This window comes from Moritella sp. PE36 (assembly GCF_000170855.1).
Classification (GTDB): Bacteria; Pseudomonadota; Gammaproteobacteria; order Enterobacterales; family Moritellaceae; genus Moritella.
In genome coordinates this window covers 1-19211 of sequence record NZ_ABCQ01000072.1, presented here as the reverse complement: position 1 = coordinate 19211, position 19211 = coordinate 1, and the positions used below count along the sequence as shown (strand labels likewise).

The 19211-nt window shown below is 41.1% G+C and carries 13 protein-coding genes and 3 rRNA genes; 7 read left to right on the top strand and 9 right to left on the bottom strand.

Features of this window, described 5'->3' with window-relative positions; all coding sequences use genetic code 11:
• A 16S ribosomal RNA gene (locus PE36_RS21810) occupies positions 1–777 on the bottom strand; the annotation flags it as partial.
• Positions 778–1332: 555 nt separating this feature from the next.
• Between PE36_RS21810 and PE36_RS21805 the strand changes: the two genes are divergently transcribed.
• The 6 genes from PE36_RS21805 (at position 1333) to PE36_RS21780 (ending at position 8565) form a co-directional block, all read left to right on the top strand.
• Positions 1333–1731, top strand: a complete 399-nt coding sequence (locus PE36_RS21805; RefSeq protein ID WP_006034282.1) for a hypothetical protein — start codon at positions 1333–1335, stop codon at positions 1729–1731.
• A gap of 61 nt (positions 1732–1792) precedes the next feature.
• On the top strand, positions 1793–2281 hold the full coding sequence (locus PE36_RS21800) for a hypothetical protein (RefSeq protein ID WP_006034281.1): 489 nt from the start codon (positions 1793–1795) through the stop codon (positions 2279–2281).
• 58 nt (positions 2282–2339) lie between these two features.
• Positions 2340–3740 (top strand): TolC family protein, encoded by a 1401-nt coding sequence (locus PE36_RS21795; protein WP_006034280.1) that lies wholly within the window; start codon positions 2340–2342, stop codon positions 3738–3740.
• Positions 3727–4938, top strand: coding sequence for an efflux RND transporter periplasmic adaptor subunit (locus tag PE36_RS21790; protein ID WP_006034279.1), 1212 nt, complete (start codon positions 3727–3729; stop codon positions 4936–4938). Before PE36_RS21795 ends, PE36_RS21790 begins: the two co-directional genes overlap by 14 nt.
• Positions 4939–4941: 3 nt before the next feature.
• The gene (locus PE36_RS21785) at positions 4942–8091 is read left to right on the top strand and encodes an efflux RND transporter permease subunit (RefSeq protein WP_006034278.1); all 3150 of its coding nucleotides are present in this window, start codon (positions 4942–4944) and stop codon (positions 8089–8091) included.
• Between the two features lie 96 nt (positions 8092–8187).
• Entirely contained in the window at positions 8188–8565 is a 378-nt protein-coding gene (locus PE36_RS21780; RefSeq protein ID WP_006034277.1) for a hypothetical protein, read from the top strand.
• A 40-nt stretch (positions 8566–8605) separates the two neighbouring features.
• On the opposite strand, the gene leuA is transcribed toward PE36_RS21780, so the two are convergent.
• From leuA to PE36_RS21750, 6 genes are all read right to left on the bottom strand, one after another.
• The gene (gene leuA, locus PE36_RS21775) at positions 8606–10276 is read right to left on the bottom strand and encodes a 2-isopropylmalate synthase (RefSeq protein ID WP_043994966.1); all 1671 of its coding nucleotides are present in this window, start codon (positions 10274–10276) and stop codon (positions 8606–8608) included.
• Positions 10277–10619: 343 nt separating this feature from the next.
• Positions 10620–11654 carry a GTP-binding protein gene (locus PE36_RS21770; protein ID WP_006034272.1) on the bottom strand — a complete coding sequence of 345 codons (1035 nt, stop codon included), beginning with the start codon at positions 11652–11654 and terminating at the stop codon, positions 10620–10622.
• A 296-nt stretch (positions 11655–11950) separates the two neighbouring features.
• Complete coding sequence (locus PE36_RS21765) at positions 11951–12388, bottom strand: acyl-CoA thioesterase (protein WP_006034271.1); 438 nt, start codon at positions 12386–12388, stop codon at positions 11951–11953.
• Positions 12389–12466: 78 nt separating this feature from the next.
• Positions 12467–13111, bottom strand: coding sequence for a UPF0149 family protein (locus PE36_RS21760; protein ID WP_006034270.1), 645 nt, complete (start codon positions 13109–13111; stop codon positions 12467–12469).
• Positions 13112–13187: 76 nt separating this feature from the next.
• Positions 13188–13583 (bottom strand): Cu(I)-responsive transcriptional regulator, encoded by a 396-nt coding sequence (gene cueR, locus PE36_RS21755; protein WP_006034269.1) that lies wholly within the window; start codon positions 13581–13583, stop codon positions 13188–13190.
• A 64-nt stretch (positions 13584–13647) separates the two neighbouring features.
• Positions 13648–16056, bottom strand: coding sequence for a heavy metal translocating P-type ATPase (locus PE36_RS21750; RefSeq protein ID WP_006034268.1), 2409 nt, complete (start codon positions 16054–16056; stop codon positions 13648–13650).
• 297 nt (positions 16057–16353) lie between these two features.
• Between PE36_RS21750 and pgi the strand changes: the two genes are divergently transcribed.
• The gene (pgi, locus tag PE36_RS21745; protein WP_006034267.1) at positions 16354–17991 is read left to right on the top strand and encodes a glucose-6-phosphate isomerase; all 1638 of its coding nucleotides are present in this window, start codon (positions 16354–16356) and stop codon (positions 17989–17991) included.
• Between the two features lie 233 nt (positions 17992–18224).
• Here the strand turns inward: pgi and rrf are convergent.
• Positions 18225–18340 (bottom strand): 5S ribosomal RNA (gene rrf, locus PE36_RS21740).
• A 136-nt stretch (positions 18341–18476) separates the two neighbouring features.
• A 23S ribosomal RNA gene (locus PE36_RS21735) occupies positions 18477–19211 on the bottom strand; the annotation flags it as partial.

The window sequence follows — 19211 nt, the reverse complement described above, 5'->3', positions numbered from 1 at the left end:
TTGCTACCCACGCTTTCGCATCTGAGCGTCAGTACTTGCCAGTGGCGCTTCGCCACTGGTATCTTCAGATCTCTACGCATTTCACCGCTACACGTGAAATTCTACCACCCTCTCAAGAACTCTAGTTTGCCAGTTCGAAATGCAGTTCCCAGGTTGAGCCCGGGGCTTTCACATCTCGCTTAACAAACCGCCTGCATGCGCTTTACGCCCAGTAATTCCGATTAACGCTTGCACCCTCCGTATTACCGCGGCTGCTGGCACGGAGTTAGCCGGTGCTTCTTCTGCGAGTAACGTCACAGTAGCAAAGTATTAATTTACTACCTTTCCTCCTCGCTGAAAGTACTTTACAACCCTAAGGCCTTCTTCATACACGCGGTATGGCTGCATCAGAGTTTCCTCCATTGTGCAATATTCCCCACTGCTGCCTCCCGTAGGAGTCTGGACCGTGTCTCAGTTCCAGTGTGGCTGATCATCCTCTCAGACCAGCTAGGGATCGTCGCCTTGGTGAGCTCTTACCTCACCAACAAGCTAATCCCACTTGGGCTCATCTAGTCGCGAGAGCTTTCAAGAAGAGGCCCCCTTTCACCCGTAGGTCGTATGCGGTATTAGCAGTCGTTTCCAACTGTTGTCCCCCTCGACTAGGCAGATTCCCAAGCATTACTCACCCGTCCGCCGCTCGACGCCAGAATAGCAAGCTATTCTTCGTTTCCGCTCGACTTGCATGTGTTAAGCCTACCGCCAGCGTTCAATCTGAGCCATGATCAAACTCTTCAATTAAAAGTTTTTGACTAATTGCCTAAGCAATTAAGTCGGCTCAATGAATTCTGTACTTCAACAACAAACCGAAGTTTGTTGTTTATAAAACCAAACCTTTCGATTTAATTTAATGTTCACAATTACATTGATATAATATTTGGTCATTATATCTCTGCAAGTGCTCACACAGATTGCTTGAATAAATTGTTAAAGAGCGTTGACCTTGACGTCTTTCGTCGTAGTCAGGCTGCGTATTCTACGCAAACCAGATTCGAAGTCAAGCACGTATTTATGCTTTACTCAGGACGTTTAAAAAGTAACCGAAGTTGCGTTTAAACACCTACTGTTCGGCTGTTGCCGTGTCAGTGGGATGCATTATAGAGATCTACTTCTACATGGCAAGCGTTTGTTGATGGAAAGTAAAACAGCCTCGGCAGCTGCTCATAGAACAATCAAAAAGCCTACATCCACTACCTGTTTGCTCAATAAATAACATTCAAACTAAGCGTACAATAGCCATCCACCACTATATCTATTATTTTAGGGGTTACATTTTTAGCGCATAGTGAAATTATCATGTCTTTACCTATCGAATACACCCGTTTGAACCTGCTCGCATTAGCGAAAACTAAACGTCAACGACAATACAAAGCACAATGGCTGATTATACGTCAGGGAGAGCTCAACATTCGTTTAGGTAAAACCCTGATCACGCTAAACCAATCACAATCAATCTGGTTACCACATGACTGCTTATATTCCATTGAATCAATCACAGCAAGTCAAATTGACATCCTCGCGTTTTCTGCTCGCGTTACCGCGTCATTACCAACAACATTATGCCAATGCACGACGCCGTCATTACTGCCGGTATTAATTGATGAACTAATGACTATCGATAAAACCACAACCTCGGCTCACCATTTATTGCAAGTATGCCTAGATCAAGTGCATAAATTAACAAAGCATCGTTAAGCGGATATTCTTTTATGGGTAAAATTGCGTATAATTAATTTTTCCATTATTTAAATCAATTATGTTTATTTTTAAATGCGAAGGTTTTAATCAAGAACAAGCCACAATTCAAGTTGCATCGTTACTGTGGACAGAATCAGGCGAAGTTACCTTTAAGGCTAATGATGATAGCTTTGCTTGCTTGCTACTCAACCAATGCAAAAGTGACAGTGGTGGTTTTTTCAACCTGCTCGCAGGTTGTAAACCGTTATTCATAGAGCAGTGGTTAGAATATTTAGAAGAAAAACAGTTAATAAAGAAAGTGTCATTACAGCAAGTCGACTATAAAGAAGCTGACTATCCAATAAAATTAGGCTTTGATGATGAAAGTGCCAGCACATTACTCGATATGTTATACAAAGTTGGTAACTTTAATCGCTTACAAATTTCTCGCTATTTAAAAAACAGAAACAACATTACTTATTTATCAACTAAATATGACAAAGCAGATTTACAACGTTATCTACAGCTTGGTAGAGCGATTAACTTTATTCTAAAGCTGAAAAAATGATGGTTAAGCGATACCAATAAAAGTGACATCACGACGTTAAAATGAGGAACAATTTTTAATGCGAAAGATAATCTACTTCATTTTGGCTGTTAATCTATCAGGCTGTAGTCTCTTTACCCCGCCAGCAGCGATCGTTACCGATAGGATAATAACACCAGCGCAATGGAGTACGGTCCATCTTCATACTGATATTAAAACAACATGGCAAGGTATCGCTGCTTATCCTCAATTAACCGAATACATACAAGAAGCCCTTGCCTATAATCCCCAGTTGACCTCTGAACGCTATAATATCGATATTGCCGTCGCCTTAGTAAAACAAACCGCAGCCGGACAATACCCTCAAATTGATGCTTACCTTGGCAGTGGACGTCAACGTAATAATCAAAATATAACCAATAGCAGCTCAGTTAATATCGATACGGGGTGGGAAATTGATTATCTTGGCAAACTAAACGATCTCGCCAAGGCGGCTACACTGGATGCGCAACAAGCTATCCTTAACTATAAGCAACTGCAATCAAATACCATCGCCCTCATCAGCCAACAATGGTTTGATCTTATCTTCTACCAGCAGCAGCTTAAATTGATTAACAAACGCCAGCAAAACTTACAGCAAAATTTAGCCATTATTGAAAATGGCTACGACCAAGGCGTAAAGCAACCCCTCGATGTCTATCTTGCCCGCGCCGATCTCGCTCGAGCACAAGCATCTAAACAAGAAAACTTAGAAGCACTCAAAAATGCCCAACGACAATTAGAGTTATCATTAGGGCGTTACCCCGCTGCAAGTATTCACGCGAATGGTGATTTAACCTTTGCCGCAATACCAGTGCCATCTGGTTTACCGTCAGAGTTAATTCAGCGTCGATTCGATATTCAACAAGTCATGTTGGCACTTAATGCTGAAAACTTCCGTATAGCCCATGCTTATAAAAACAGGTTTCCCAGCTTATCGCTTTCCTTATCAGGTGGCACAAGCAGCCCTGAACTTAGCAACTTACTACAATCTAATAGCTTAGTATGGTCACTTTTTGCCAATGCATCGGCATCGCTCTTTGATGCAGGTGCATTAACAGCAAAACAAGCACAGCAAACAGCGAAGACGCAACAAGCCGCAATATCGGTAACACGGGTTACTTTACAAGCCTTTAGTGAAGTTGAAACCGCACTTGCGGCAGAAGTCACGCTCGCCAATAGAGAATTACAGCAACAGAATGCTGAATACTATTTTAATATCGCCGAACAACTCGCATTTGAACAATATATTGCCGGGTTAACGGATTATATCACCGTGTTGGAATCGCAGCGTAGCGCCTTTGATGCGCAAACCTCATTGCTTGCAATTAAAACTACCCGTATTCAAAATCGTATCAAGTTATTACTCGCGCTGGGCGGAGATATTCCCACCTCACTGACGGTTAACACAGAAAAGGACCTATCACGTGTCAACGAATAAGCCATTAACCAAATTTGAAACACTATTTCGCTATTTGCTGCCACTGCTGGTGTTATTAATAACGGTATTCATAATCCGAGTGATCATGTCAACGAGCCCAACCACCGAAAAAAGAAAACAAGCGACGGATAAGCAATTAACCGTCGAAGTCCTCATCTTAGAACAAAGCGACTTTCCGGTGACCATCAAGACTAATGGGATCATTCAACCACGCAGCCAAGCCAGTATTGCCAGCCAGGTATCAGGTACCATTACCCAGGTTTCACCCGCATTTACCTCTGGAGGATTTTTCAATGCCGGTGATACGCTACTTTCTGTCGATGATCGTGATTATATTATTGCGGTTAAAATTGCATCTGCGGCATTAATTGAAGTTAAATTAGCACTGACAGAAGAGCAAGCAAAAAGTAATCAAGCACAGCGAGATTGGCAGCGCCTTGGCCGTGAAGGCAAAGCTAACGAGCTGGTATTAAGAAAACCACAATTAGCATCCGCACATGCTTCTCTCGCCTCTGCACAAGCGCAACTAGAACAAGCACAACTCAATCTACAAAGAACTCAGATCCTTGCGCCTTATGCGGGCCGAGTACTAACCAAAAATGTTGATATTGGTCAGTTTGTCACAATAGGGACTGCACTAGCAGATATTTACGCCACAGATCAGGTTGAAATTCGTTTACCACTCAATAGCCAACAACAAAATTATGTCCAGCTGCCAGAACCATTTAAACCACACAGTCGTGCATATTACCCGCCTGTTAATATCATCGCTCAATTCGGCAATCAACGTTATAGCTGGTCAGGTAAGCTCACCCGAACAGAAGGTGCTTTAGATGCGAAAAGTCGTCAACTTTATACCGTAGCAACCATAGAAAATCCTTACGGTCGTGATAACAGTAATAAACCCTCGTTAAAAATTGGCCAATTTGTTAGCGCCGAAATAACAGGTAAGGTCCTCAACAATATATTTGTGCTGCCAACAGCCAGTGTCTATGAAGGCGATCGAGTGATTATATTTAAGGACGGTTTACTCCATCGTCAAAATATTAACGTCATCTGGCGTGATAGCCGCAACACTATCGTCGACGTAGGAATTCATGCTGGGGAATTATTAGTGACTACGCCTTTAAGCGCTGTGGTCTCAGGTAGCAAAGCACAGCTAATTACCACGCTAAGTAACGCAGATAAAGGTAATTAATCGATGCATAATTTAATTGCTTGGTTCACCCGTAATCACGTGGCCGCCAATTTACTCATGATATTAATTCTTGGCGCTGGCTTTTTTACTCTTAAATACCGCGTTAATGTAGAAGTATTTCCTGATGTCACCATTGATGTGATTAATATTAGCATCGCCCTGCCCGGTGCAAGCCCTGAAGAGGCAGAAGAAAGTTTAGCCATTCCAATTGAAGAAGCCATTCTCGATATTGAAGGCATTGATAAAATAACCTCACGCTCAACGGAAGGTAGTTCAACGATCAGTGTTGAAGTGGATGCAAAATATGATCAATATCGACTAAAAGATGAAATTAAAAATCGGGTTGATGCCCTAAACACTTTACCTGCGAGCGCAGAAAAACCCATTATTAGCCAACCGACATCAAGCCGAGAAGTGATCAGCGTGATGATTTCTGGCGAGTTAACAGAAAAAGAATTACGTTTACTTGGTGAACAAACCCGAGATCGACTGCTAAATGAAACCAACATCACCCAAGTCACTCTTGAATCTGTTCGCCCTTATGAAATATCGATCGAAGTGTCAGAACAAACCTTACGTCAATACAACCTCACCATGGATGAAATAGCCGCGGCAATTAATGCCAATTCGGTTGACTTAAGTGGCGGTAGTATTAAAACCCCTTCAGGTGAGATCTTATTACGCAGTAAAGGCCAAGCTTATGTCGGCAGTGAATACGCCAACATCATGATCCGCAGCCATGCTGATGGTACACGGCTTATACTAAAGGATATCGCCACCATAAAAGATGGCTTTGAAGAAACCCCGATCATTACGCGTTTCAATGGTAAACCCGCCGTGATCATTGAAGTTTATCGCGTGGGTGCACAAAGTGCGATCACCATCGCCGATACCGTCAAAGCATTTATTGTTGAACAACAAGCATTAATGCCTGCCGGGGTGAAACTGGATTACTGGCGTGATGATTCCAAGATCGTAAAATCACGTATTAATACCCTGAGTACCAGTGCGATCCAAGGTGGTATCTTAGTTGCCATCATGCTCACGTTATTTTTGCGCCCGGCCATCGCATTTTGGGTAACCGTCGGTATTCCAGTCAGCTTTATGGGCGGCGCTATATTCATGCCAGAACTGGACATCTCCATCAACATCATTTCATTATTTGCTTTTATTATGGTGCTGGGTATTTTAGTGGATGATGCCATTGTCAGTGGTGAAAATGTCTATACGCATCTAAAGCGCGGCGAGCCGCCAGAAAGAGCGGCAATCATAGGTATACAAGAAGTCTCAACCCCCGTTACCTTCGGTATTTTAACCACCATCGTCGCTTTTATCCCACTGACTTTAATTGAAGGTGCGCGGGGCGATATTTTTGCACAAATACCCGCAATTGTGATACCGGTATTATTGTTCTCGTTAATCGAATCAAAACTCATTTTACCTGCGCATTTAAAACATATCCGTATGCAGGGCAGTAATCAAAATCGTTTCTTACGCTGGCAAGAACGTTTTGCAAATAACTTTGAACAAGCCATTATTCGCTATTATCGACCGGCATTATCAGCCGTATTAGCACGTCGTTATTTATCATTAACCGTGGCTTTTTCGGTCATGCTCATTGTCTTAACCTTGGTCACATCGGGTTGGGTACGTTTTATCTTTTTTCCACGGATCCCCAGTGAAATAGCACGCGGAGTTATCGTCATGCCGACCGGAACGGATATTGCGGTCACCGATAAATACGTGCAAAAAATGTTGGACTCGGCATTATTACTACAGAAAAAATATACCGATACCAGCACCAATGAAAGCGTGATCAAAGATATCTTTGCCACCGTAGGATCAAGCGGTGGTAGCAGTGCAGGTCAATCGCACCGTGGTCGCGTTATCTTCCAGGTTCAATCCGAAGAAGAACGGGTTATTGATATTAGTGTTGCCGCGCTAGTCAAAGAATGGCGCGCATTAATCGGCCATGTTCCCGGCGCCCAAAGTTTGACATTTAAAGCTGAAACAGGTCACAGCGGTTCACCTTTAAACATCCAACTCACCGCTCACCGTTATGACTCGTTACGCACCGTGGCTGATAAGATCAAACATAAACTGACTGAGTACCCATCGGTGTTTGATATTGAGGACAGTATTTCCAAAGGTAAAACAGAATTACAGCTGGCCATAAAGCCAGAAGCGGAAGCACTGGGATTAAGTTTATCGGATCTAGCACAACAAGTAAGGCAAGCTTTTTATGGTGAGCAAGTACAACGGATACAACGCGGTAAAGATGACGTAAAAGTATTTATTCGTTATCCAGAAAATGAACGGCAGTCTATTTATAACTTAAATAACATGATGATCAGAACCCTTGCGGGTGACGAGATCCCCTTTCTTGAGGTAGCAGAAATAACCGTCGGTACCAGTCCATCAGTCATTATTCGTATTGATCGACAACGCACACTTAATATCACCGCTGACTTAAATAAAGAAACAGGTAACCTCGGCATATTAAAACAGGACTTAACCGATTATTTAGATCAACTCATGCAGCTGTATCCAGACGTCAGTTACTCGCTCGAGGGAGAGGCTAAAGAACAAGATGAATCTTTCTCTAGTTTAAAACTCGGGTTGGTTTTTGTGTTATTTGCGATTTACGCTTTACTTGCGATCCCATTCCGCTCTTATACCCAACCATTAATCGTCATGTCAGTGATCCCCTTCGGCGCTATTGGCGCTATCTTAGGTCACATCATCATGGGCAATCCTCTCACCTTAATGAGTGTACTTGGCATGCTGGCATTGACCGGTGTAGTAGTGAATGATTCCTTGGTATTAGTGGACTATATTAATAAACAACGCGCTGAAGGCGTGCCACTGACTGAGGCGGTAAACAACGCCGGTGTCGCACGTTTTAGAGCCGTGATGTTAACCTCGATCACCACGTTTGTTGGCTTGATGCCACTGTTGCTTGAAACGAGTATTCAAGCTCAATTTCTTATTCCAATGGCAATATCATTAGGATTCGGCATTATATTTGCGACCGTGATAACCTTATTTATCGTGCCCATTAATTATTTATTATTAGAAGATTGCGGGCGTTTGATCACATGGTTAAAGCACCTTTACCGCCAGCGTCCCAATGACACAAGCAGTAAAGTATGAGAACTGAAGACTGAAAAAAATAGCAATCAATGTTAATCAAGTGTTAACATTGATTCTATTAACGACAACAGAAATAACACAAGGAAGTGGTGTTTTATGAATAAATTATTTGCATTTATCATGCTAAGTACTGGGTTATACGGATGTCAGTCCACACAAAACTACAAATACCAACCCACTAAATTAGATAATATTACTATCGTACGTTATCAAGAAATGGCCGATAACTATCAACACCTTAAATTTGATCGTTACAATTCGATCTTAACGGTAACGTATCAACTACCGGCAACAAACTTGGTTTGGCAACAAAAACACATAGAAAAACAAACTAATCGCGCTTTATGTGAAGATAAAAATAATACAATTTATCGATTAGCGCATGAGGATAACATCGGCGTGAAATTTATTTATAAAGGCCAAGGCGGTAAAACCTTAGGCCCTTGGGCTGTTGATATTTGTGAACCAAGTTAGCATGAGTTATGGGTGTCGTTATATGCAATACCCATGATGATTATGCAACAGCAAGGCGTTTAATTGTCTGAAGTTGATTCACTGCATTTAATAATGCCGTCAGTGACGCGGTCAAAATATCATTGTGGATCGCGACTCCGATAACGGCTTCCGTCGCGGTCTGAATTTGTACGTAAGCAATGGCATCTGCATCTGAGCCTTTACTTAATGCATGCTCACTAAAGTTAATCACTTCAAACTCAATATTAAAGTGCTGTTTTAGTGCGGTAATAAAGGCGGTTAATGCCCCCTGTCCTTCACCCATCACCCGAACACTGTTATCACCATCCACCAGTAGCGCCTGTATTTTATCAATATCACCATGATTAACGCTGTAATCCGATAATTGATATAATTGTTCAGTTCGCGCATAGGTCGACTTAAATAACTGCCATATTTGTGGAACCATTAATTCACTGGCCGTCGCTTCTGATTGTTGCTGAACCACGCCTGCAAATTCAACTTGTAACCAACGTGGTAACTGCACGCCATATTCTTGTTCAAGCAGAAAAGCAATACCGCCTTTACCCGATTGGCTATTAACCCGAATAACGTGTTTTAATGTGCGATTCAAATCCGTAGGATCGATAGGTAGGTAAGCAACGTTCCAAGTACTTTCTGGGACCCGACGATCTAAGCATTTCTTGATGGCATCCTGATGACTACCAGAAAAAGCGGTATACACTAATTCACCCACATAAGGATGACGAGGGTGAACAGGTAATTGGGTACATTCCGTAATAGTGCCAATGATATTATCAATGTCACCAAGGCGCAGCTCAGGATCTATACCTTGACTGTAAAGATTCATCGCCATGGTAATAATATCCATATTACCGGTACGCTCACCATTGCCAAGTAAAGTACCTTCAACACGGTCGGCTCCTGCCATCACAGCCAACTCAGCCGCGGCAACAGCACAGCCACGATCGTTATGAGTATGCACACTGACGGTAATAGCGTCTCTATTTTGCACATGTTCACAAAACCATTCGACCTGATCTGCAAACACATTCGGCGTCGACATTTCGACCGTCGCGGGTAAATTAATTATTACGGGATTGTCCTGCGTTGGCTGCCAGACCGCATTGACCGCATCACAAATATCAACGGCAAAATCCAGTTCTGTACCCGAGAAGCTTTCAGGAGAATATTCAAACTGCCAGCGGGGACCTGGATTCGCATCGGCATGCTGTTTCACCCACGTGGCCCCCTGAACTGCAATATCAATAATACCTTGACGATCTTTTTGAAAAACAAGCTCTCGCTGTACCGTCGACGTTGAATTATAAACATGAATAATCGCCTGTTTAACGCCTTTTAACGCCGCGAAGGTTTTTTCGATAAGGCTTTCACGCGCTTGGGTTAATACTTGAATTGTCACATCATCAGGGATTTTATTTTCTTCAATTAACCAGCGGACAAAGTCAAAATCCATCTTCGATGCAGCAGGAAAACCAACTTCGATTTGTTTAAAGCCCATCGCTAATAATAGTTGATAATAGCGGCGCTTTTGCGCAACCGTCATTGGGTCAACAAGGGCTTGATTACCATCGCGTAAATCAACACTGCACCATTGCGGCGCCTGAGTAATACGGTTATTTGGCCATTGTCGGTTAGGCATGTTTAGAACAGGGAAAGCTTGGTATTTACGGTGGTTAAATGTCGTCATAATAAGATCCTTTTACGTAGTTACAGTCACATCATCAATGATGAATTAGCGATCATCGCGCGTGGTAAAACCAGCAACTAAGCACCACACTCAAGGCTTAGTTACTGTTTCCAAGTCGCATACGTAATAAAGATTTAATTTGCTTATCAACCATCATCAACACCAAACATTTATTTATCCAAAATTCATCATTAAAGTATACGTAAAAACATGCAGATAATGATTGTTTTGTTGGGATGAATAACGTGATATATGGCAACATATTACTAACATATAATAAATTTAAGCTATAACTCACTAATTTTAGTTTTAATGGTGCAATTTAACATTGATATTCTATTGTTTACTGCTCGAGAATGAGACTATCGCATAAAGCCTCCTCCAGCTTCTGCCAAGGTAACTCAATCATACTAATGATCTCGATTTTACTCGCGTCCAACTCACTGATCGGCATGAAATCACATTCACCATTCACACTATTTATCGCAAAACAGCCTTGTTCAGTTTTAATTACCGCTTTCAAACGCACCACTTCTAAAGGTTCTAACAATGTTGCCAGTGCCATTAAATTAAATACCTGCTGCGGATTGAAAACCCAGCCATAACTAAATAAACCCTGTCCGTCACCATGGTTGCGTTCAAAACGCGGATCACTATCGAGTGATAACGGCTTTTTTTCATGCTGGTGATGTGCATGACTGTGTTTTAGATGAGCAGATAAATGCTGCGATCGGCGTTGATGATCAAGTGGCAACGCGAGGGTATCAATTGAAAAATCACCATGATGCGTCCACAGCACTGATTGTTTAGCGGGTGATAGTTGTGCAGCAAAGTCCATGAAACGGTGCTTATCTTCACTCTCTAATTGTTCCGTTTTATTCGCGACAAGCACATCTGCCAAACTTATTTGATCTTGAAAATGGTTATTCTCTACGTATTTCGCGTCATTGAGGTGCGCGGGATCAACTAAGCAGATCGTGGCGTTAAGCGCTAAAACATCACAGTAAAACTCACCCGATAGATCTCTAATCACTTGCTGTAAATGCCCAAGTCCTGTTGGCTCAATCAAGATACGATCAGGTTTTGCCTTACTGATTAACATATTCAATCCCATTTTCATGGGCAGTCCGGCCACACAGCAAAGACAACCACCTGGTACTTCTTTAACAATAATACGTTGTGCTTGATTGTCTAACGTTTCAGTAAATGCAGATAATAGCGTACCGTCAATACCAATTTGACCAAACTCGTTAACCAATATCCCCCACACTTCACCTTCCGGTTTTTGCTTAAGTAGCTGTTGGATAGCAGTTGTTTTACCAACGCCAAGAAAACCAGTAATAATATTGGTCGGTATTTTATCTGCTTGTTTAGACATGATTATCCTATCTGTAACGGATGTTGAATATCGGGGTAACTCGCATAACGCGGTATAGAAGCTGCGGTTTTAATTTAAATAAAAATCATAACATTGAAGATCAGGGAACATATCGTTGTGCAAGGTTATATAGCGTCGAAGTCGGTTATTTAATCTGTAATAAGTGGACTTATACCCTATTTAGTGCAGAACTAGACTCAGGCTATAAATGGATAACAGCGGCAACAGGTCTAGCGCATAATAAATATATAACCGTTACTGCTGTGTGAAAAGATAAACAGTTTCTTAATTAAATACTAAGATTCATCCATGATCGGCGTAGGTTTTCTATTTTCATCGACAGCCACTAGACTGAACATACCAGAAATAGCTTTGGTACGACCTTCTTCAGTCATCGATTCAACAAATATATCCACTTTAACCCGAATTGATGTACGTCCAACTTTATCGATAGTGCCAACCAATTCAACTATAGAGCCGGCTGGTATTGGGTGAGAGAAATCAATCCGATCCGAAGACACTGTCACTAAGGGTTTATGACAAAACCGGGTAGCGGCAATAAAAGCCGTTTCATCCATCCAAGATAATGCTTGCCCGCCAAACAGAGTATCATGGTGATTAACTGTAGATGGGAACACGGCTTTACATACTCTAGTTTCTGCACGTTTTAACTTTTCTTCGATAGAGATAGACATATATTCACCATTGTTAGCTTTAAAGATCTGAACTATCATCCAGATCTCCAAAAAAAGCAAAGAAATTATAACAAACCAGAAATTTCATCGCTAAATGAGAGGGTAGTGATTAATTAATTAATCAATCAGTTCGTCATCATTCCAATCGTCATCATCGTAGTTACCACTTGCCAATGCAGCTTGTTCAACCACTTGTGCATAAGCAACAATAAAATCAGGCATCATCTCTAATACGGTATGCGTAAATGTTTCCCATTCACTTTGCTGTAATTGTGCAATCTGTTGCGCAGTACCAGCACTCGAAAAATAACTTAAGCATAAATACGCCATTTGCAATGCTTGATGTATTTCACTGTCGTCAGCCAACGAGCTTACTAAACTTTCGTAATAAAAAGCAGCACCTATCGCAAAACCAATCGCCCATTCATTTAATGCTTCACCCGAGTTAAAATTATCAGAAAAATTCGCACACTCGATGCATTCAGCAGGTAATTTTGCGCCAGTTTCATAAACTTGCTCACTGATCTCGTTATAAACGGAGATAATTGCAAATAGCTTATCGTCGCTAATATTGCTTGGCGCAGCACCACCAAAGATCATATCCATCCAATCTTCTGTTTCAACTGGCGCAGGCGCAGCGACTAAACCAAAGAAGAAACCTTTCATCGCAATTAATGACAGCGTTTCTTTTGGTGTTTCGTCGCCAGATAACCAATCTGATAACAATGTTTCATCTTCACGTGATAATGCTGAATCAGTCATATAAACCTTTTATTTCACAAATATTTTGTCGTGTTATTTAGCGCCTAGTTTACTGGAAAGTCGGCAACAGTGATATTTATTCAATAGAAAGCTGATCTAAAATAGCGCACTCAGAAGAGTTATCACCCTTACAAGAAGATGCTAATGATAACAGCGTAGTGTGCATGCCTTGTAATATTGCAATGCGCGCTTCAATGTCGGTAATTTTTTCTAACGTTAATGCCTTAACCTGAGCCGCTGTACGCTCCTCATTTTTATAGAGATGTACCAACTCTTTACATTCTTCAAGGTTAAACCCTGCATCCCGAGCCCGTTTTACAAAGTTTAATTCAGTTATAATACGTTGATTGTAATAACGATAGCCATTATCACCCCGTATCGGCTCTGAAGTTAAAGCAATACTTTCGTAATAACGGATCGTTTTTGTTGATAAACCGACTTCTTTTGCTACTGCACTAATATTTTTCATCATATAACCTGCTACTTTTCGGTTTCAAGGCAATCAAGCCTGCGTAATTCATCATACTTCAATACAATTATTGGCGAACAAACTTGGGCTGCCAACGCTTAATCAGCAGTGAATTCGACAATACTGCTATGCTACTAAACGCCATTGCCGCACCTGCGAGCTCTGGACTTAAATAGCCAGCGGCGGCTAACGGGATACCAATAAGGTTAAAAATAAAGGCCCAAAATAAATTTTGTTGGATCTTACGCCAAGTTAATCTAGAGATATCCATTGCAGCAGATACCAAGCGAGGATCATTTCTTAATAAGGTAATGTTGGCCGTCTCCATCGCGACATAGGAACCGGCTCCCATCGCAATACTAATATCAGCTTGCGCTAATGCGGGCGCATCATTAATCCCATCCCCTACCATAGCAACTATTTTTCCAAGACGCTGTCGCTCTTGGATATAACTCGATTTATTTTCAGGTTTTACCTGCGCATAATAGTGATCTATTTTTAATTCTTGAGCAATTTTTTCTACCGCCAGCGCATTATCACCACTGAGCATTGTCGTATTAATTCGAGCTTGTTGTAACAATGCAATCGCAGCCCGACTTTCTACACGTAAGGTATCAGCAATAATAAGTAAACCGACAAGATGACCATCTATTGCAACCCACATTTCTGAACCGGTATGTTCACTTGACTCAGTAAGTAATGAATCGCCAGGTTGAGTATCAACGCCCTCAGCCAGCATCAACTCGTGATTACCAATCAGAATATTCTCACCTTCAACATTCCCTTTAATACCATAGCCGATGATAGTTTCAACTTGAGAGGCGGGTAATAATTTAAGCTGCTTGTCTTGGGCATAACTGATGATCGATTTTGCTAACGGATGTTCACTAAACTGTTGCACTGCTGCTGCACTGCTAATTAAAATGTCTTCATCATAATCAAAACTATGAACAGCCGTAACCTTAGGTTTACCCTCCGTTAATGTACCCGTTTTATCTAACATTACATCGGTAATTTTATGTGCTTTCTGCAAGGTATCTATATCTTTAATTAAAATACCTTGTCGTGCTGCAGCACCAGTCCCAGTAACTAATGCAGCGGGTGTTGCAAGCCCTAAAGCACAAGGACAGGCAATCACTAATACCGCTACAGCGGAAATTAGACCACGTTCAAAGTCATCAAAGCCTAAATACCAGATAAAAAATGTCGCCGTAGCAATAGCTAACACGACAGGCACAAAAATATTACTTATTTTATCAACTAATTGCTGAAAGGGAGCTTTGCCCATTTGTGCGGTTTCAACAAGAGAGATAATTTTATTTAAACTGGAATCTTTACCAACCGCATTGACCTTTAACAGTAAAACGCCAGTACCATTAATAGAACCACCAATAAGCGTTTGCCCGAGCTGTTTTACTACCGGTAAACTTTCCCCTGTGATCATAGATTCATCTAATTCACTTTTACCATCAATAATCACGCCGTCTACCGGTACTTTTTCACCCGCGAGAACCCGAACTTCATCCCCAATGACGACGTCTTCAATAGGCAATGTTAACCATTCATCTCCACGCTTTACACTTGCAACTTCCGGCCTTAACATCATCAATTCATAGATAGCTGACGACGTATTTTGTTTCGCATTTTCTTCTAGGTATTTACCAAGACTAATTAAAGTGATCACAACCGCACTGGCTTCAAAATACAGCGCACCTTGTGCTTTTTCACCAATGCTTAAAAATAAATACAAACTATAGAAATAAGCAGCACTGGTACCTGTCGCAACAAGTACATCCATATTTGCTGCACCGTTTTTTAATGAATTATACGCACCTAAATAATAACGACGGCCAATAATAAACTGGATTGGTGTGGCTAATAATAATTGCAGCCATACAGGAACGATGAAGTTAATATCACTGACAAACATAGTTAGCATGCCTGCAACTAAAGGCAACGTTAATAAAGCAGAAATAATCACCAATAGCAGCTGCTGTTTATTTTTTCTTTTGAATTCCATTTCTCGGATCAATAAGCTTTCTGTTTGTGACACCACACTACCGCGATTAACAGTCGCTTTGTAACCTAGATGAATGATCAAGTTAATAATATCCGCGGGGAGGATAGCACCAGAAAAATAGGTTACGGTTATTTTCTCGCTCGCAAAGTTAGCATCCACCGTTAATATATCTTTATTCACTAACAGCTTCGATACAGTTTTTGCAGCGCAATTAGCGCAAGACCAGCCACTCACAGAAAGTGATAATATTTCACTATGATAGGTATAATTCTTGTCATCAAGAATAGATTTCACGGTATTACTTGTCGCATTATCAGCTATATTTATCTGAGCGGTACTCAGTGCAAAATTAACGCTTGCTTGGATACCACTTTCAGCATTTAACGCAGATTCTAATTTTGATGCACAGCCAGCACATGACATACCACCGATACCAATTGAAAGTGTTTTAGACATAACGAAAAAACCTTATTAATGATAATATGAGCAAAGTATAACCTTTACCCTTAGTGTAAGGTCAAGATGGATATTATGCGATTTATTTCATAGCTACTTTGTAACAAGGTGTAACATGTAGTAAAAATGAGATAAGCCTAACATTAACGATAATTTTTTTATGAATAATAACCACTATGTAATAAAATTACTTATATAGTTAAGCTACATCTGAATTAGTCACCTTTAAACCGCTTTATTAGCACGATATGTAGATTAATTACCACAGTCCATCAGTTAAAAGTGAAAAACAAAATCATGAATCCAACAGAAACGAATGCTTGGCATGCTTTAAAAGCACATTATTCAGACATGCAGAAAACCAATATCAGCACGTTATTTGCTAATGATGTAAATAGGTTTGAACAGTTTTCTAAACAATTTAATAATGATATTTTATGTGATTTTTCTAAAAATATCATTACGCAATGCACACTTAAAAAACTGACAGCGCTTGCTCATGAAGTTGATTTACCGACAGCAATTACAGCTATGGTATCTGGTAAGAAAATCAATCAAACTGAAAAAAGAGCGGTATTACACACAGCGCTTCGAAATCGCAGTAATACACCAGTAATGGTTGATGGTAAAGATGTAATGCCTGCGGTTAACGCAGTGCTAGCGCAAATGAAAGCATTCTGTCATGACATCATTAGTGGTAATTGGAAAGGCTATACAGGTAAAGCAATTACCGATATTGTAAATATTGGTATTGGCGGTTCTGATTTAGGACCTTACATGGTTACCGAAGCACTGAGACCTTACAAAAATCATTTAAATATGCATTTTGTTTCTAATGTTGACGGTACCCATATCGCAGAAACATTAAAGGGCTTAGATCCAGAAACAACGTTATTTTTAATTGCATCAAAAACATTTACGACACAAGAAACCATGACCAATGCACACAGTGCAAGATCATGGTTTTTAACGAGTGCTGAAAGTGAAGAACATGTGGCATCTCACTTTGCTGCGTTATCAACGAACGCAACAGCAGTGAAAGCATTCGGTATTGATACTAAGAACATGTTTGAATTTTGGGACTGGGTTGGTGGTCGTTACTCACTTTGGTCAGCAATTGGTTTATCTATCGCATTAAGTATTGGCTTCGACAATTTTGAAGAGTTACTTAGCGGTGCACATGAGATGGATAAGCACTTTGTCGAAACGCCACTAGAAGATAATATTCCCGTTATTTTGGCATTAATTGGTGTTTGGTATAACAACTTTTTCGGTGCTGAAAGCGAAGCTATATTACCTTACGATCAGTATATGCATCGTTTTGCCGCTTATTTCCAGCAAGGTAATATGGAATCAAATGGTAAGAGTGTTGATCGTGATGGCAAAGCCGTTGATTACCAAACAGGACCTATCATCTGGGGTGAACCAGGGACGAACGGTCAGCATGCTTTCTACCAATTAATCCATCAAGGTACAAAACTTATCCCATGTGATTTCATTGCGCCAGCACAATCACATAATAAGATCTCAGATCATCATGTAAAACTAATGTCTAACTTCTTTGCACAAACAGAAGCGTTAGCGTTCGGTAAATCAAAACAAACTGTGATTGATGAATTAGCAGATTCAGGTATGTCAGAAGCAGACATTGCCAGCTTAGCTGAGTTTAAAACTTTTACAGGCAATAACCCAACCAACTCGATTTTATTCAAACAACTGACACCGAAAACACTTGGTTCGTTGTTAGCCATGTATGAACATAAGATCTTCACACAAGGTATTATCTGGAATATTTTCAGCTTTGATCAATGGGGTGTTGAATTAGGTAAGCAATTAGCCAATCAAATTCTACCTGAATTAAATAATAATGAATCTATTAATAATCATGACAGTTCTACCAATGGTTTAATTAATACCTTCAAGGCATGGCGTTAACCCATTAGCGACAAAGATATAATCTCGATAATATTATCTAGTTAGCCGAATACCAATACAAAAAAACTAGCCGTAGGCTGGTTTTTTATTGTCTGGAATACTTGAATCACGGCGTATACATCAGATTGAACTCGGGAACATTCATTCAAACTTACAGCAATAACACCACAGTCGTAAATTACAGACACAAAAAAGCCGATATCATTGCTGATATCGGCTCTCTCTAATTTGGCGCTTGGCGATGCCCTACTCTCACATGGGGAAACCCCACACTACCATCGGCGTTATTACGTTTCACTACTGAGTTCGGAATGGAGTCAGGTGGTACCGCAACACTATGGTCACCAAGCAAATCTGGTTTGCTTTCTATAAGAAAAATTAATTTCTATTGTTAATCTGAAAAGCTATAAATAAAGAAGTCTTTAAAACCTAAAGTGTTCTGTCTATTCTTAAGTCGTATTTCAATTAATCATACTTTAATTTGTATGGTTAAGCCTCACGGGTAATTAGTACAAGTTAGCTCAATGCCTCACAGCACTTACACACCTTGCCTATCAACGTTGTAGTCTCCAACGGCCCTTCAGGGAGCTTAAAGCTCCAGTGAGAACTCATCTCGAGGCCTGCTTCCCGCTTAGATGCTTTCAGCGGTTATCAGTTCCGAACTTAGCTACCGGGCAATGCCATTGGCATGACAACCCGAACACCAGTGGTTCGTCCACTCCGGTCCTCTCGTACTAGGAGCAGCTCCTCTCAATTCTCAAACGCCCACGGCAGATAGGGACCGAACTGTCTCACGACGTTCTAAACCCAGCTCGCGTACCACTTTAAATGGCGAACAGCCATACCCTTGGGACCAACTTCAGCCCCAGGATGTGATGAGCCGACATCGAGGTGCCAAACACCGCCGTCGATATGAACTCTTGGGCGGTATCAGCCTGTTATCCCCGGAGTACCTTTTATCCGTTGAGCGATGGCCCTTCCATTCAGAACCACCGGATCACTAAGACCTACTTTCGTACCTGCTCGACGTGTCTGTCTCGCAGTTAAGCTGGCTTATGCCTTTGCACTAACCACATGATGTCCAACCATGTTTAGCCAACCTTCGTGCTCCTCCGTTACTCTTTGGGAGGAGACCGCCCCAGTCAAACTACCCACCAGACACTGTCCGCAATCCCGATAAGGGACCTACGTTAGAACATCAAACGTACAAGGGTGGTATT

Coding starts and splice junctions, on each gene's coding strand:
- leuA (WP_043994966.1), bottom strand. CDS start 10,276: ATGACGACATTTAACCACCGTAAATACCAAGCTTTCCCTGTTCTAAAC.
- pgi (WP_006034267.1), top strand. CDS start 16,354: ATGAATCCAACAGAAACGAATGCTTGGCATGCTTTAAAAGCACATTAT.
- PE36_RS21785 (WP_006034278.1), top strand. CDS start 4,942: ATGCATAATTTAATTGCTTGGTTCACCCGTAATCACGTGGCCGCCAAT.
- PE36_RS21750 (WP_006034268.1), bottom strand. CDS start 16,056: ATGTCTAAAACACTTTCAATTGGTATCGGTGGTATGTCATGTGCTGGC.
- cueR (WP_006034269.1), bottom strand. CDS start 13,583: ATGATGAAAAATATTAGTGCAGTAGCAAAAGAAGTCGGTTTATCAACA.
- PE36_RS21760 (WP_006034270.1), bottom strand. CDS start 13,111: ATGACTGATTCAGCATTATCACGTGAAGATGAAACATTGTTATCAGAT.
- PE36_RS21800 (WP_006034281.1), top strand. CDS start 1,793: ATGTTTATTTTTAAATGCGAAGGTTTTAATCAAGAACAAGCCACAATT.
- PE36_RS21795 (WP_006034280.1), top strand. CDS start 2,340: ATGCGAAAGATAATCTACTTCATTTTGGCTGTTAATCTATCAGGCTGT.
- PE36_RS21765 (WP_006034271.1), bottom strand. CDS start 12,388: ATGATAGTTCAGATCTTTAAAGCTAACAATGGTGAATATATGTCTATC.
- PE36_RS21805 (WP_006034282.1), top strand. CDS start 1,333: ATGTCTTTACCTATCGAATACACCCGTTTGAACCTGCTCGCATTAGCG.
- PE36_RS21780 (WP_006034277.1), top strand. CDS start 8,188: ATGAATAAATTATTTGCATTTATCATGCTAAGTACTGGGTTATACGGA.
- PE36_RS21770 (WP_006034272.1), bottom strand. CDS start 11,654: ATGTCTAAACAAGCAGATAAAATACCGACCAATATTATTACTGGTTTT.